The organism is Streptomyces shenzhenensis, from assembly GCF_021462265.1.
Taxonomy (GTDB): Bacteria; Actinomycetota; Actinomycetes; order Streptomycetales; family Streptomycetaceae; genus Streptomyces; species Streptomyces shenzhenensis.
The window spans coordinates 71,646-86,412 of sequence record NZ_JAJONF010000018.1 but is presented as its reverse complement, the minus strand read 5'-3'; the positions used below and the strand labels follow the sequence as shown (position 1 = coordinate 86,412).

General features: G+C 73.1%; 12 protein-coding genes. 10 read left to right on the top strand and 2 right to left on the bottom strand.

All coding sequences use genetic code 11. The features are described 5' to 3' along the window. Window positions 1-8 precede the first annotated feature (8 nt). From LQ326_RS23310 to LQ326_RS23300, 3 genes are all read left to right on the top strand, one after another. Window positions 9-2,021, top strand: coding sequence for a SpoIIE family protein phosphatase (locus tag LQ326_RS23310; protein ID WP_372496928.1), 2,013 nt, complete (start codon window positions 9-11; stop codon window positions 2,019-2,021). A gap of 100 nt (window positions 2,022-2,121) precedes the next feature. Further along, a complete protein-coding gene (gene hemW, locus LQ326_RS23305) occupies window positions 2,122-3,354 on the top strand; it encodes a radical SAM family heme chaperone HemW (RefSeq protein WP_234539391.1) in 1,233 nt (410 codons plus the stop codon). Between the two features lie 103 nt (window positions 3,355-3,457). Next, the gene (locus tag LQ326_RS23300) at window positions 3,458-4,036 is read left to right on the top strand and encodes a Uma2 family endonuclease (RefSeq protein WP_234539390.1); all 579 of its coding nucleotides are present in this window, start codon (window positions 3,458-3,460) and stop codon (window positions 4,034-4,036) included. Here LQ326_RS23300 and LQ326_RS23295 read toward each other — a convergent pair. Both LQ326_RS23295 and LQ326_RS23290 read right to left on the bottom strand, forming a co-directional pair. Beyond that, window positions 4,014-4,829 carry a DUF3097 domain-containing protein gene (locus LQ326_RS23295; protein ID WP_234539389.1) on the bottom strand — a complete coding sequence of 272 codons (816 nt, stop codon included), beginning with the start codon at window positions 4,827-4,829 and terminating at the stop codon, window positions 4,014-4,016. The genes LQ326_RS23300 and LQ326_RS23295 overlap by 23 nt on opposite strands. A gap of 34 nt (window positions 4,830-4,863) precedes the next feature. Then, window positions 4,864-5,586, bottom strand: coding sequence for an MBL fold metallo-hydrolase (locus LQ326_RS23290; protein ID WP_234539388.1), 723 nt, complete (start codon window positions 5,584-5,586; stop codon window positions 4,864-4,866). Window positions 5,587-5,766: 180 nt separating this feature from the next. Between LQ326_RS23290 and hrcA the strand changes: the two genes are divergently transcribed. The 7 genes from hrcA (at window position 5,767) to LQ326_RS23255 (ending at window position 14,698) form a co-directional block, all read left to right on the top strand. Next, entirely contained in the window at window positions 5,767-6,783 is a 1,017-nt protein-coding gene (gene hrcA / locus LQ326_RS23285; RefSeq protein WP_181807191.1) for a heat-inducible transcriptional repressor HrcA, read from the top strand. Continuing rightward, window positions 6,784-7,920: a molecular chaperone DnaJ gene (dnaJ, locus tag LQ326_RS23280; RefSeq protein WP_234539387.1), complete on the top strand. Its 1,137-nt coding sequence runs from the start codon at window positions 6,784-6,786 to the stop codon at window positions 7,918-7,920. A gap of 505 nt (window positions 7,921-8,425) precedes the next feature. After that, entirely contained in the window at window positions 8,426-9,517 is a 1,092-nt protein-coding gene (locus tag LQ326_RS23275; protein WP_234539386.1) for a nitronate monooxygenase, read from the top strand. Further along, window positions 9,514-10,272 carry a 16S rRNA (uracil(1498)-N(3))-methyltransferase gene (locus tag LQ326_RS23270; protein ID WP_234539385.1) on the top strand — a complete coding sequence of 253 codons (759 nt, stop codon included), beginning with the start codon at window positions 9,514-9,516 and terminating at the stop codon, window positions 10,270-10,272. Before LQ326_RS23275 ends, LQ326_RS23270 begins: the two co-directional genes overlap by 4 nt. A gap of 27 nt (window positions 10,273-10,299) precedes the next feature. Then, entirely contained in the window at window positions 10,300-10,692 is a 393-nt protein-coding gene (locus LQ326_RS23265; RefSeq protein WP_234539384.1) for a VOC family protein, read from the top strand. A gap of 102 nt (window positions 10,693-10,794) precedes the next feature. After that, the gene (locus LQ326_RS23260) at window positions 10,795-11,403 is read left to right on the top strand and encodes a hypothetical protein (protein ID WP_234539383.1); all 609 of its coding nucleotides are present in this window, start codon (window positions 10,795-10,797) and stop codon (window positions 11,401-11,403) included. Between the two features lie 46 nt (window positions 11,404-11,449). Next, window positions 11,450-14,698, top strand: a complete 3,249-nt coding sequence (locus tag LQ326_RS23255) for a S41 family peptidase (protein WP_234539382.1) — start codon at window positions 11,450-11,452, stop codon at window positions 14,696-14,698. The last annotated feature ends 69 nt before the right edge of the window (window positions 14,699-14,767 follow it).

Sequence of the window (14,767 nt, the reverse complement as noted above, 5' to 3'; positions counted from 1 at the left end):
CGATCGGGATGTATTCGTCCGAACTGCTCGGGGAGCCGGACATGGGGGCCATATCCACGCCACGGGAGACCGTTTCCCGGGTCTGTGCGGTGACTTCGCACGACGCGGCGCCCGCGTCCGACACCGCGGGCCCGCGCGCGCAGGGGAGCGCGTCCCTGCTCGGAAACCCTCTGGCGGCCCGTTCCGCTCGCCTCCTGGTGCGTGCCTCACTCGACGAGTGGACCGCCTGCGGACTCCTCTTCCCGGAGCAGCAACGGGTCGCCGAGGACGCCTTGGTCGTCGTCAGCGAGCTTGTCACCAACGCCGTCGTGCACGCCGGGACGGACATCGAGGTGGACTGGTGGCTGGAGGAGGGGACGGAGACGGCGTTCCTCGTCGCGGTCACCGACCACCATCCCTCCCGCGCGCCTCGCGACCACGCGGGCGAGACGCCTTACGAGACACCGGAGTTCGGGCGGGGGCTGCGTCTGGTCGCCTCGCTGGCGGAGTCCTGGGGGGTGACGTACCGTACCGGCGCGAAGTCGGTGTGGGCGCGGCTGACCGGCCGGGGCGGCATGCTTCCCGACGAGCAGCAGCTGAAGGTCGCCGAGATCCTCGCGCCCGAGCTGCCCTCGTCCCTGTCCCCGCACGCGGAACCGTTCCCGCACGCGGACTCGGCCGCCGCGGAGGGCGCCGGATGCTCGCATCGCCCCGAGCGCGACCGGGACTGGCTCAACCGGGGTGCGCTGTCCTTCCTCGCCGAGGCCTCCGACCTGCTCGCCGGACAGCTCGACGAGAACCTGGTGGCCGCGCTCACCGGCCAGCTGATCGTGCCGCGGCTCGCCGACTGGTGCGCGGTGTGGCTGGAGGACGAGGCGACCGGCCGCGGCGGCGGCTGGGGCGACCCGGCCGGTGCGGGCGGCCCGCGGCTGGCCCGGGTCTGGCACGGCAGCGAGAACCGCGTCGAGGAACTGCGTGACGCCCTGGAGAAGGACCCGCCGTGCGCGCGCGGCGGGTTACGGTCCGGGCCCGAGCCGTATCCCTGGCCCGGTTCGGCGCTCGGCCCGCAGGGTGTCCTCGGCGCGGCGCTCGCCTACCGGCTGATCGCGGGCGGCCGCCCGCTCGGCACGCTCGTCATCGGACGGTCCGGCCCGGACGGCATCCCCGACGAGATCACGGGGCTCGTGGAGGACTTCGGCCGCCGGGTCGCCCTCGCCATCGGCGCGGCCCGCCAGTACGCCCGCCAGGCCACCATCAGCGCCGTCCTCCAGCGCGGGCTGCTGCCCGGCGCGGTCGCGGAGATCCCGGGCGTGCGCAGCGCGCTCGTCTACGAACCCTGCGACAAGGGTGGCCCCAGCGGCGACTTCTACGACCTCTTCCCGGCCGGCGACGGCCGCTGGTGCTTCGCCGTCGGCGACGTCCAGGGCAAGGGTCCCGAGGCCGCCGTCGTCATCGGTCTCGCCCGGCCCTGGCTGCGGCTCCTGGCCCGCGAGGGGTACCGGGTCGCCGACGTCCTCGACCGGCTCAACCAGCTCCTCCTCGACGACGCCACCGAGGCCGCCGACGCCGCCGCCCGCGCCCTGGTCGCCGGCGGCGGCCGCCCCGTACCGCCCGGCGACGGCCCGCAGACCCGTTTCCTCTCCCTCCTCTATGGCGAACTCATCCCCCTCGACGGCGGCGGCGTCCGCTGCACCCTCGCCTCCGCCGGGCACCCGCTGCCGCTGCTGCTCGGCCCCGACGGCGAGGTCCGCACCGCCGCCCGCCCGCAGACCCTCCTCGGGGTCGTGGAGGACGAGACGTACACCAGCGAGACCATCGAGCTGACGCCCGGCGCCAGCCTGCTGTGCGTGACCGACGGGGTCACCGAGCGGCGCTCCGGCTCCGCCCAGTTCGACGACGGCGACGGGCTCGCGCGGGCGCTGGCCGGCTGCGCGGGGCTGAGCGCCGAGCTGATCGCCGAGCGGATCAGCCGGCTCGTCCACGAGTTCGGCGGCGGCCAGCCAGAGGACGATCTGGCGCTGCTGGTGCTCCAGGCGGAGTGAGCCGCGCGGAGGTGAGCGGCGAGTGAAGCGGCGGGTGGAGCGGAGGGGGCTGAGGGCGAACCGCGCGGAGTGGACGGCGGGGTGCGGGACAATGGAGGACATGCCTTCCGCACTCCCCGACGGCGAGCCCGTCCCCGACCACGGCGCGCTCCCCGCGTCCGCGCTCGCCGGTGCCGCCGCCCGCCCCCTCGGCTTCTACCTGCACGTCCCCTACTGCGCGACCCGCTGCGGCTACTGCGACTTCAACACCTACACGGCGACCGAGCTGCGCGGCACCGGCGGCGTCCTCGCCTCCCGCGACAACTACGCGGACACGTTGACCGACGAGGTCAGGCTGGCGAGGAAGGTCCTGGGCGATGATCCGCGCGAGGTGCGGACCGTGTTCGTCGGGGGCGGTACGCCGACGCTGCTGGCCGCCGCCGATCTCGTACGGATGCTGCACGCGATCCGCGACGAGTTCGGGCTGGCCGCCGACGCGGAGGTCACCACGGAGGCGAACCCGGAGTCCGTCGACCCGGCCTACCTGGCGGCCCTGCGCGAGGGCGGCTTCAACCGGATCTCCTTCGGCATGCAGAGCGCGCGGCAGCACGTGCTGCGGGTCCTCGACCGCACCCACACCCCCGGGCGCCCCGAGGCGTGCGTGGCGGAGGCCCGCGCGGCCGGCTTCGAGCACGTGAACCTCGACCTGATCTACGGCACCCCGGGCGAGTCGGACGACGACTGGCGGGCCTCCCTGGACGCGGCGATCGGTGCCGGGCCCGACCACGTGTCGGCGTACGCTCTGATCGTCGAGGAGGGCACCGGGCTGGCCCGTCGGATCCGCCGTGGCGAGGTCCCGATGACCGACGACGACGTCCACGCCGACCGCTACCTGATCGCCGACTCGGTGCTGGCGGGGGCGGGTTTCGACTGGTACGAGGTGTCCAACTGGGCCACCTCACCGGCGGGCCGCTGTCTGCACAACGAGCTGTACTGGCGGGGCGCGGACTGGTGGGGCGCAGGGCCGGGGGCGCACTCGCACGTGGGGGGCGTGCGGTGGTGGAACGTGAAACACCCGGGGGCGTACGCGGCGGCGCTGGCGTCGGGGCGGTCGCCGGGGGCCGGGCGCGAGGTCCTGTCGGACGAGGACCGGCGGGTGGAGCGGATCCTGCTGGAGCTGCGGCTGCGGGAGGGGGTGCCGCTGGCCCTGCTGAAGGAGGAGGGGCTGAAGGCCTCGCGGCGGGCGCTGGGGGAGGGGCTCCTGGAGGAGGGGCCGTACGACGAGGGGCGGGCCGTGCTGACGCTGCGGGGGCGGCTGCTGGCGGATGCGGTGGTCAGGGATCTGGTGGACTGATCACTCTGGCGAGTGAATCACCACGAAACGACGGTTCGATCCCTAACCTGGTTCGTAGGCTGCCACCGTAGCTGACGGCGGCAGAAACCGGAGGGTCACGGAGATGACCGCTGTGGACGAGCGCGGGATCACGAAGTTCTTCGAGGAGTTCGAGCCTCCCGAGGGCGTCAAAGTCGAGCTTCTCCGGGGGGTAGTCGTGATGATGGCCAGCCCTGACATCGTGCACAACATGATCGTCGCTGATGTGCAGGATCAGATTCCGCGATCGCGGTGGTCCCGCCTTCAGACTCAGGACGTCGACATCCTGAATGAGGCCAGCGAACCGGTGCCGGACCTGGTGGTAGTCGAGCGGGGTCTGCTCCCCGACTCGGGACGGTTGCTGCCGTCCCAGCTGGTCACCATGGTTGTCGAGGTCGTCTCCAAGTCCAGTGTTCATCAGGATTACGTGGTCAAAAGGTCGATTTACGCGGCGGGCAAGGTGCCTGCATATCTCGTTCTCGACCCGATCATGGCGCAGTGTGTCCTGCTGACCAGGCCTGAGGGCCAAGGCGAGGACGCGAACTATCTGACGCAACAGATCACCAAGTTCGGGGACCCGGTGATGCTGGAAGTGCTCGGAGCCGAACTGGACACGAGCGACTTCGGAACCTTTCCCGGCGTCAGGCCCCACCGCTACCCGTGACGAAGTCGATCAGTTCCTCCACCCGCCCCAGCAGCTCCGGTTCCAGGTCCTTGTAGGAGCCCACGCGCGCGAGGATCGCCTGCCACACCGCGCCCGTGTTGTCCGTGGGCCAGCCGAGGGCACGGCAGACGCCCGTCTTCCAGTCCTGGCCGTGCGGGACGCGGGGCCACGCCCCGATACCCAGGGACGACGGCTTCACCGCCTCCCAGATGTCGATGTACGGGTGGCCGACGACCAGGGCGTGGTCGCTGGTGACCGACTGGGCGATGCGCCACTCCTTGGTGCCGGGGAGCAGATGGTCGACGAGGACGCCCAGGCGGGCGTCGGGGCCGGGGGCGAACTCGGTCACGATGGCGGGGAGGTCGTCGACGCCCTCCAGGTACTCCACCACCACGCCCTCGATGCGCAGGTCGTCGCCCCAGACCTTCTCGACCAGTTCCGCGTCGTGGCGGCCCTCCACGTAGATGCGGCCCGCGCGGGCGACACGCGCGCGTGCCCCGGGGACGGCGACCGAACCGGAAGCGGTACGGGAGGGGCGTGCCGGTCCCCCGGACGCGGGGCGTACGAGGGTGACCACCCGGCCCTCCAGGAGGAAGCCGCGCGGCTCCAGCGGGAAGACGCGGTGCTTGCCGAACCGGTCCTCCAGGGTGACCGTGCCCGCCTCGCACCGGATCACCGCGCCGCAGAAACCGGTACCGGGCTCCTCCACCACCAGACCGGGCTCGGCGGCCACCTCCGGCACCGGCTTCGGCTTCTTCCACGGCGGGGTCAGGTCGGCGGAGTACTGGCGCATTCGGATGACGATAGGAGAAGCCGCTTCGGCGCGCCTACGACACGCCGAAACGGGCCGCCAGGGCGTCGCGCTGGGCCCTGACGAACGCCGCGTCGACCACCGCTCCGTGACCCGGCACGTACAGGGCGTTCTCGCCGCCCAGCGAGAGCAGGCGGTCCAGGGCCGCGGGCCACCGGGACGGTACGGCGTCCGGGCCGGCCTGCGGGTCGCCGGACTCCTCCACCAGGTCGCCGCAGAACACCACCTCCGGGTCGCCGGGGACCAGGACCGCGAGGTCGTGGGGGGTGTGGCCGGGGCCCACGTTGGCCAGCAGGGCCTGACGGCCGTCACCCAGGTCGAGGGTCCACTCGCCGGAGACCAGGTGCCGCGGGAGGGGGAGGGCGTCGGCCGCCTCCTCGGCCTCGGGGGCGGGAAGGCCGCACCGGACCGCGTCCAGGCGGAGCTCCTCGCGGTCGTACGCGAGGACGGCCTCCGTGCCCACCGCCGCGTACAGGTCCGCGCCCGCGAAGGCGGCCGCCCCGAAGACGTGGTCGAAGTGGGGGTGGGTGAGCGCGAGATGAGTCACACGGTGGTCGGCCAGCGCCTGTGCCTCCACCCGCAGCCGTGCGCCCTCCGCCAGGCTCGACCCGGCGTCCACCATCAGGACAGTGCCCGCGCCGAGCACCAGAGCCGCCGTGCAGTCCCAGACCGGCAGCCGGCACCGGCCGACCCCGTCGGCCACCCGCTCCCAGCCCAGCTCTTCCCAAGTCACCGTCATGCCGCGACGCTAGCCGTAGAACGCCATGAGTCCCGACCGACCTTGCCCAGTCAGTACCCCACGGCCGTACACTGGGCCGGGGACGCTGGCACTCGCGCTCACAGAGTGCCAGACGAAAGACGCGAAGGACCCGAAGGACCCGAAAGGCCGCGGGACGACTTTCTGGAGGTGTGGCGCCGGATGCTGAGTGAACGCAGGCTTCAGGTATTGCGCGCCATCGTCCAGGACTACGTCGGCACCGAGGAGCCGGTCGGGTCGAAGGCGCTGACCGAACGGCACAACCTCGGGGTCTCCCCGGCGACCGTACGCAACGACATGGCCGCCCTGGAGGACGAGGGATACATCGCCCAGCCGCACACCAGCGCGGGGCGGATCCCCACCGACAAGGGCTACCGGCTGTTCGTCGACAAGCTGGCCGGTGTCAAACCGATGAGCGCGCCCGAGCGGCGGGCCATCCAGAACTTCCTCGACGGCGCCGTCGACCTCGACGACGTGGTGGCGCGGACCGTGCGGCTGCTGGCCCAGCTGACGCGGCAGGTGGCGGTCGTGCAGTATCCGTCGCTGACGCGGTCGACCGTGCGCCACGTTGAACTGCTCGCGCTGGCCCCGGCCCGGCTGATGCTGGTGCTGATCACCGACACCGGGCGGGTCGAGCAGCGGATGGTCGACTGCCCGGCACCCTTCGGGGAAACGTCTCTGGCGGATCTGCGGGCCCGGCTGAACAGCAGGGTCGCGGGGCGCCGGTTCGCGGACGTGCCCCGGCTGGTGGAGGACCTGCCGGAGGCCTTCGAGGTCGAGGACCGCGGCGCGGTCTCGGCGGTGCTCTCCACGCTGCTGGAGACGCTCGTCGAGGAGAACGAGGAGCGGCTGATGATCGGCGGCACCGCCAATCTCACCCGCTTCGGACATGACTTTCCCCTCACCATCCGGCCCGTCCTGGAGGCCCTGGAGGAGCACGTCGTCCTCCTCAAACTCCTGGGCGAGGCGGGGGATTCGGGCATGACCGTACGCATCGGTCACGAGAACGCCTACGAGGGACTCAACTCAACGTCCGTGGTGTCGGTCGGCTACGGTTCGGGCGGCGAGGCAGTCGCCAAACTCGGCGTGGTCGGACCGACCCGCATGGATTACCCGGGAACGATGGGAGCGGTACGAGCGGTGGCACGGTACGTCGGACAGATCCTGGCGGAGTCGTAAGTGGCCACGGACTACTACGCCGTTCTCGGCGTGCGCCGCGACGCGTCGCAGGAAGAGATCAAGAAGGCCTTCCGTCGGCTCGCACGCGAGCTGCACCCGGACGTCAATCCGGATCCGAAGACCCAGGAGCGGTTCAAGGAGATCAACGCCGCCTACGAGGTGCTCTCCGACCCGCAGAAGAAGCAGGTCTACGACCTCGGCGGGGACCCGCTCTCGCAGAGCGGCGGCGCGGGGGCCGGGGGCTTCGGGGCCGGTGGGTTCGGGAACTTCTCGGACATCATGGACGCGTTCTTCGGTACGGCGTCCCAGCGCGGGCCGAGGTCGCGTACGCGGCGCGGCCAGGACGCGATGATCCGGATCGAGGTCGAGCTCGACGAGGCGGCCTTCGGCACGACCAAGGACATCCAGGTCGACACGGCGATCGTCTGCAACACCTGCAACGGTGAGGGCGCGGCGCCGGGCACCTCCGCCCAGACGTGTGACATGTGCCGGGGCCGTGGTGAGGTGTCGCAGGTGACGCGGTCCTTCCTCGGCCAGGTCATGACCTCCCGGCCCTGCCCGCAGTGCCAGGGGTTCGGGACCGTCGTGCCGACGCCGTGCCCCGAGTGCGCCGGCGACGGGCGGGTGCGGTCGCGGCGGACACTGACGGTGAAGATCCCGGCCGGTGTCGACAACGGCACGCGGATCCAGCTCGCCGGTGAGGGCGAGGTCGGCCCCGGCGGCGGTCCCGCCGGTGACCTGTACGTCGAGATCCACGAGCTGCCGCACTCCACGTTCCAGCGGCGCGGGGACGACCTGCACTGCACGGTGACGCTTCCGATGACGGCCGCGTCGCTCGGTACGAAGGTGCCGCTGGAGACGCTGGACGGGATGGAGGAGGTCGACATCCGGCCCGGCACCCAGTCCGGGCAGTCGATTCCGCTGCACGGGCGCGGGGTCACGCATCTGCGGGGCGGGGGCCGGGGTGACCTCATCGTGCATGTCGAGGTGACGACGCCGACGAAGCTGGACCCGGAGCAGGAGCGGTTGCTGCGGGAGCTGGCGAAGCTGCGCGGGGAGGAGCGGCCGCAGGGGCAGTTCCAGCCCGGTCAGCAAGGGTTGTTCAGCCGGCTGAAGGACGCGTTCAACGGGCGTTGAGCGGGTGCCCCCGGCGGGGCGTGCCGTGAAGGGGCTCCGCCCCTTCGACCCCGCCAGGGGGCTCCGCCCCCTGGACCCCCGGCACCTTCGCCCACCCACCACCCGACTCGGTCGGTCGAGAGTGCGAGGCCGCCCCGCGACTCGGTCGCCCGGGAAGCGCCGCCCCTCCCGCTGACCGGTCGGCGGGGAGCCGAGCCCGCGCTCCCGCGATCCGGTGGGGTCGGAGCCGGCCCCGTGCCCCGCGATTCGGCCGGTCGGGAGGCGAGCCCGTGCCCCGTGATCCGGCCGGTCGGGAGGCGAGCCCGTGCCCCGTGATCCGGCCGGTCGGGAGGCGAGCCCGTGCCCCGCGATTCGGCCGGGCGGGAGGCGAGCCCGTGCCCCGCGATTCGGTCGGTCGGGAGGTCAGGTCGTGCCTCCGGTGAGGTCCGGGGTGGGGAGATTTCTGGCATGTGCCAAAGGGGCGGCCCGATTCGGTCTTGTCCGGAGGACGTGACAACATGCCGTCATGTCCTCCGCACTGACCGATCTCTTCCCCATTCCGATCGTGCAGGCCCCCATGGCGGGCGGGATCTCCGTCCCGCAGCTCGCCGCCGCCGTGTCCGAGGCGGGCGGGCTGGGGTTCCTCGCCGCCGGGTACAAGACCGCCGACGGGATGTACCAGGAGATCAAGCAACTGCGGGGGCTCACCGGGCGTCCCTTCGGCGTGAATCTCTTCATGCCGCAGCCGGAGTTCGCCGAGTCCGGGGCCGTGGAGGTGTACGCGCATCAGCTGGCCGGTGAGGCCGCTTGGTACGAGACCGAACTCGGCGACCCGGACAGCGGCCGCGACGACGGGTACGAGGCCAAGCTGGCCGTGCTGTTGGACAACCCGGTGGCCGCGGCCTCGTTCCACTTCGGGGTGCCGACGCGGGATGTGCTGGACTCCCTGCGGCGTGCCGGGACGCTCACGCTGGTCACCGCCACCACCGTCGAGGAGGCCCTCGCCGTGGAGCGGGCCGGGGCCGACGCGGTGATCGCGCAGGGCGTGGAGGCCGGCGGACACCAGGGCACCCACCGGGACGTACCGGAGAACGACGGGTCGGAGATCGGGCTGCTGTCGCTGGTCGCCCAGATCCGGGAGGCCGTGGGGATTCCCGTCGTCGCCGCCGGCGGACTCATGCGCGGCAGCCAGATCGCGGCCGTGCTGGCGGCGGGGGCGAGCGCCGCGCAGCTGGGGACGGCCTTCCTGGCCACCCCGGAATCCGGCGCCGCCGGCCTGCACAAGCGGGCGCTCACCGACCCGCTGTTCACCAGGACCGCGCTGACCCGGGCGTTCACCGGGCGGCCCGCCCGCGGCCTGGTCAACCGGTTCATGCGCGAACACGGCCCGTACGCGCCCGCCGCCTACCCGGAGGTCCACCACCTCACCTCCCCGCTGCGCAAGGCCGCCGCCAAGGCCGGGGACGCGCAGGGCATGGCCCTGTGGGCCGGGCAGGGGCACCGGATGGCCCGTGAGCTGGCCGCCGGGCAGCTGGTGGAGATCCTCGCCGAGGAACTCGCCGTGGCGTCGACAGCGTTGTCGACCAAGTCGGCCGACGGGGAGGACGAGCGACGATGACTGCTCCGGTGTTCGTGCTCGATCCGCTGGTGGTGCCCGGCTCCTTGGGTGGCGAGGTCGTCCTGGACGGCCCCGAGGGGCGGCACGCCGTCTCCGTGAAGCGGCTGCGGCCCGGCGAGGACGTCGTCCTCACCGACGGGCGCGGGCGCTGGGCGGAGGGGGTCGTGCGGGCCGCCAAGGGCAAGGACCGGCTGGTGGTGACGGAACTGGCGAGTGTCCACGAGGAGCCTGTGCCGCAGCCCCGGATCACCGTGGTGCAGGCCCTTCCCAAGGGGGACCGCGGGGAGGTCGCCGTGGAGACCATGACCGAGGTCGGCGTCGACGTGATCGTGCCCTGGCAGGCCGCCCGCTGCATCACCCAGTGGCGGGGCGAGCGGGGGCTGAAGTCGCTGGCCAAGTGGCGCGCCACCGCCCGCGAGGCCGGCAAGCAGTCCCGCCGGGTGCGGTTCCCGGAGGTGGGCGACGCGGTGAGCACCAGACAGGTTGCGACGCTTCTCGCCAAAGCCGACCTCGCCGCCGTGCTGCACTCCGACTTCGAGCACGGCAGCGAGCCGCTGGCGGGCGCCCGGCTGCCCGCCGAGGGCGAGATCGTGCTGGTCGTCGGGCCCGAAGGGGGCATCGCCCGGGACGAGGTGGCGCTGTTCGAGGAGGCGGGGGCGAAGGCGTACACGCTGGGGCCTACCGTGATGCGGACTTCGACCGCCGGAACGGTGGCCGCGGCGCTGCTGCTCGGCCGCACCGGCCGGTGGTCCTGACCCGCACCACACCCTGGGGGACACGCCGTGGAACTCACCCAAGTCCGGCTCCTGGTCACCGACTTCGCCGCCTGTTACCGGTTCTACGCGGAGGTGCTCGGGCTGAACCCGCAGTCGGGGGCGAGCGAGGGGCCGTACGAGAAGTTCAGCCCGCAGGCCGGGTCGGCGGGGATCGCCCTGCAGGAGCGGACGACGATGGCCGCGACACTGGGCGAGTTGGGGGACACGGCGAGCGGGCACCGTTCGCTGGTGGTGCTGCGCCCCGACGACCTCGACGTCTGCTGCGAGCGGATCGTCGCGCGCGGCGCGGTCCTGGTGCACGGACCGGCGCCGATGACGGAACGCATGCGGGCCGCCCACCTCAAGGACCCCGAGGGCAACCTGGTGGAGCTGCAGGAGTGGCTGCTGCCGCGCGCCTGAGGGGCCCGAGGGGCGGGCCACCGGCACGGGGGACCTCTCCGAACACGTGAGTGGCCGTATGTCCCCTACCGTCACGGGCGGGACGGTGGCAGGCTGCCCTCCATGGGGGCATTGAGGCGGATTTGGGGCCGGCCGCGCGGGACCAGGGTGGCGGCCGTGGCAGGGCTCGCGGTGATCGCCGTGGGTGGTGTGGCGGCGTGTCAGCCGAGCGGCCTGAACACCGCGACGGTCGCCTACACCACCGACCGGACCGCCACCGTCGAGCTGGAACGCCAGCACGTCGACGTCAGTTGGCTCACCTGCACCGGCAACTCCGGCTCGTCGGGCTCCTCGACGAAGACCACGAAGACCACCAAGGGCGCGAGCGGAACGAACAGCGCGAACAGCACGAAGGCGCCGTCGGCCGACGAGACCGGCGTCGTCTCCGTCGACTGCCAGGGCCGGACCAAGGACGGCCGGAGCATCACCGTCACCGGCAGGGTGACCAAGGCCGTCAGCGGGGCCTGTGTGCGCGGGAACCTCGTGGCCAAGGTGGGCGGCAAGGAGTGGTTCCGGGTGACCGGACTGGGCAACTGCGACGCCACGCCCGGACCGACGTACGGCACCTACCGGCCGCCCACCTACGGGCAGCGGCCCGGCCCCACCGTGACGGTCACGAAGACCATCTGGTGCCAGGGCGACCCCACGTGCTGGCCGGTGCAGGGCAAGTGATCGAAATGGGCCTCCGGAAACACGCCGCGATGCATAGGCTGAGCGAGTGACTCAGGGTGCAGCGACAGGACCGCGGTCCTACCTCCGATTTCCGCACGTCCACGGCGATCTGGTCGCCTTCACCGCCGAGGACGACGTGTGGCTCGCGCCTCTGGACGGCGGCCGGGCCTGGCGGGTCAGCGCCGACAACGTCCCCGTGACCCTGCCGCGCATCTCGCCCGACGGCACCATGGTCGCCTGGACCTCCACCCGCGACGGCGCCCCCGAGATCCACCTCGCCCCCGTCGACGGCGGCTCCGCCACCCGTCTGACGCACTGGGGGAGTCACCGTACCCAGGTGCGCGGCTGGACCGCCGACGGGCAGGTCCTCGCGATCTCCACCTACGGCCAGGCCAGCCTCCGGCGCAGCTGGGCGCGCACCGTCCCGCTCGACGGCGGCCCGTCCACCGTCCTGCCGTACGGCCCGGTCGGCCATGTCGCCCCCGGTCCGCACACCGTGCTGCTGTCCGCGCCGATGGGGCGGGAGGCGGCCTGGTGGAAGCGGTACCGGGGCGGTACGGCGGGCAAGCTGTGGATCGACCGGGAGGGCGCCGGGGAGTTCGTACGGCTGCACGCGGAGCTGGACGGGAACCTGGAGTACCCCGTGTGGGCCGGCGACCGGATCGCCTTCCTCTCCGACCACGAGGGCACCGGCGCGCTGTACTCCTCCCTGGCCGACGGCTCCGACCTGCGCCGGCACACCCCGCATGGGGGCACCTCCCGCTCGAGCGAAGCCGAGAGTGGGGGAGGTTTCTACGCCCGGCACGCGTCCGGCGACGGCACCCGCGTCGTCTACGCCTCGGCCGGGGAGCTCTGGCTGCTGGACGACCTGGAGGGCGCCGAGCCGCGCCGCCTGGACATCCGGCTCGGCGGGTCCCGGGTGGACCGGCAGCCGTACCCGGTCAACGCGGCCCGCTGGTTCTCCCACGCCTCGCCCGACCACACCGCGCGCGGCAGCGCCGTCCTCGTACGCGGCGGCGTGCACTGGGTGACCCACCGCTCCGGCCCGGCGCGTGCGCTCCTCGCCCAGCCCGGGGTGCGGGCCCGGCTGCCCGTGACCTTCCGCGTGGACACGGAGGAATGGGTGGTGTGGGTGACGGACGCCGAGGGCGACGACGCCCTGGAGTTCGCCCCCGCGACCGGGCTCGCGCCCGGCAGCACGCCGCGCCGGATCGCCGCCGGACAGCTCGGCCGGGTCCTGGACCTCGCCGTCGCCCCCGACGGCGGCCGGGTCGCCGTCGCCGCCCACGACGGACGGCTGCTCCTCGTCGAGCGGGAGACGGGCGAGGTCCGCGAGGTCGACCGCAGCGAGGACGGCGACGTCTCCGGGCTGGCCTTCTCGCCCGACTCCGGCTGGCTCGCCTGGTCCCACCCCGGCGCCGGCGGGCTCTGCCAGCTCCGCATCGCCCACACCACCGACCTCACCGTCACCGAGGCGACCCCGCTGCGGTTCCGGGACTACGACCCGGCCTTCACCCGCGACGGCAAACACCTCGCCTTCCTCTCCACCCGCTCCTTCGACCCGGTCTACGACGAGCACGTCTTCGACCTGGCGTTCGTGGTCGGCGACCGCCCGCACCTGATCACCCTCGCGGCCACCACCCCCTCGCCGTTCGGCCCGCAGCGGCACGGCCGCCCCTTCGAGACCCCCGACAAGGACGAGACCCCGGACGCCGAGGGCACCCCCGCGACCCGCATCGACCTGGAGGGCCTCGCCGACCGGATCGTGCCCTTCCCCGTCGAGGCCGGCCGCTACTCCACGCTCCGTGCCGCCAAGGACGGCGTGCTCTGGCTGCGCCATCCGGTGCGCGGCGTGCTCGGCGCCTCCCGCGCCCACCCCGAGGACCCGGCGCCCAAGACGGAGCTGGAGCGCTACGACCTCGCCCAGCAGCGCATCGAGTACCTCGCCTCCGACGCCGACCACTTCGAGGTCAGCGGCGACGGCAAACGCGTCCTGCTGTGGGCCGACGGCAAGCTCAAGGTCGTACCCAGCGACCGCCGCGCCTCGGGCGACGACGACAGCGACACCAACATCACCGTCGACCTCTCCCGGATCCGGCAGACCGTCGACCCGGCCGCCGAGTGGCGGCAGATGTTCGACGAGACGGGTCGCATCATGCGCGACCAGTTCTGGCGGCCCGACCTCGGCGGCGTCGACTGGAACGGCGTCCTCGACCGCTACCGCCCGCTCGTCGACCGGGTCGCCACCCACGACGACCTCGTCGACCTGCTCTGGGAGGTCCAGGGCGAACTCGGCACCTCGCACGCCTACGTCACCCCGCGCGGCGGCCACGGCCACGGCGCCCGCCAGGGCCTGCTCGGCGCCGACATCTCCCGCCACGACGACGGCAGTTGGCGCATCGACCGGATCCTGCCCGCCGAGACCTCCGACCCCGGCGCCCGCTCCCCGCTCGCCGCCCCCGGCGCCGCGGTACGCCCCGGTGACGCGATCGTGGCCGTCGCGGGCCGCCCCGTCGACCCGGTGACCGGCCCCGGCCCGCTCCTCGTCGGCACGGCCGGCAAGGCGGTCGAACTGACCGTGTCCCCGGCGGGCGGCGGTGAGTTGCGGTACCCGGTGGTCGTGCCGGTCGCGGACGAGGAGCCGCTGCGGTACCACGCGTGGGTGGCCGGCCGGCGGGCCCGCGTGCACGAGCTGTCCGCCGGCCGTCTCGGCTACCTCCACGTCCCCGACATGCAGGCGCCCGGCTGGGCGCAGATCCACCGCGACCTGAGCGTGGAGATGGCGCGCGAGGGCATCGTCGTGGACGTCCGCGAGAACCGCGGCGGGCACACCTCCCAACTGGTCGTGGAGAAGCTGGCCCGGCGGATCGTCGGCTGGGACCTGCCGCGCGGGATGCGGCCGTTCAGCTACCCGAGGGACGCGCCCCGGGGGCCGGTCGTGGTCGTCGCCAACGAGTTCTCCGGTTCGGACGGCGACATCGTCAACGCGGCGATCAAGGCGCTGGGCATCGGCCCGGTGGTCGGCACCCGCACATGGGGCGGCGTGATCGGTATCGACAGCCGCTACCGCCTGGTCGACGACACGCTGGTCACCCAGCCGAAGTACGCGTTCTGGCTGGAGGGCTACGGCTGGGGCGTGGAGAACCACGGCGTCGACCCGGACGTGGAGGTCGTACAGACACCGCAGGACTGGGGCGCGGGGAGAGACCCCCAGCTGGACGAGGCGGTGCGGATAGCGCTGGAGGCCCTGGAGACGGCTCCGGCGAAGACACCGCCCACTCTGCCGGGCGCTTAGGGGCGTGGGGCCGTGCCGGTACGCGGCTGCGCCGCGTGGGCGCGACCGGCCCCCGCCGGACCTATACCC

What these genes read in the sequence shown, in the direction of transcription:
- LQ326_RS23310 (WP_372496928.1), top strand. Translation starts at nt 9, where the DNA reads ATGTATTCGTCCGAACTGCTCGGGGAGCCGGACATGGGGGCCATATCC.
- hemW (WP_234539391.1), top strand. Translation starts at nt 2,122, where the DNA reads ATGCCTTCCGCACTCCCCGACGGCGAGCCCGTCCCCGACCACGGCGCG.
- LQ326_RS23300 (WP_234539390.1), top strand. Translation starts at nt 3,458, where the DNA reads ATGACCGCTGTGGACGAGCGCGGGATCACGAAGTTCTTCGAGGAGTTC.
- LQ326_RS23295 (WP_234539389.1), bottom strand. Translation starts at nt 4,829, where the DNA reads ATGCGCCAGTACTCCGCCGACCTGACCCCGCCGTGGAAGAAGCCGAAG.
- LQ326_RS23290 (WP_234539388.1), bottom strand. Translation starts at nt 5,586, where the DNA reads ATGACGGTGACTTGGGAAGAGCTGGGCTGGGAGCGGGTGGCCGACGGG.
- hrcA (WP_181807191.1), top strand. Translation starts at nt 5,767, where the DNA reads ATGCTGAGTGAACGCAGGCTTCAGGTATTGCGCGCCATCGTCCAGGAC.
- LQ326_RS23275 (WP_234539386.1), top strand. Translation starts at nt 8,426, where the DNA reads ATGTCCTCCGCACTGACCGATCTCTTCCCCATTCCGATCGTGCAGGCC.
- LQ326_RS23270 (WP_234539385.1), top strand. Translation starts at nt 9,514, where the DNA reads ATGACTGCTCCGGTGTTCGTGCTCGATCCGCTGGTGGTGCCCGGCTCC.
- LQ326_RS23260 (WP_234539383.1), top strand. Translation starts at nt 10,795, where the DNA reads ATGGGGGCATTGAGGCGGATTTGGGGCCGGCCGCGCGGGACCAGGGTG.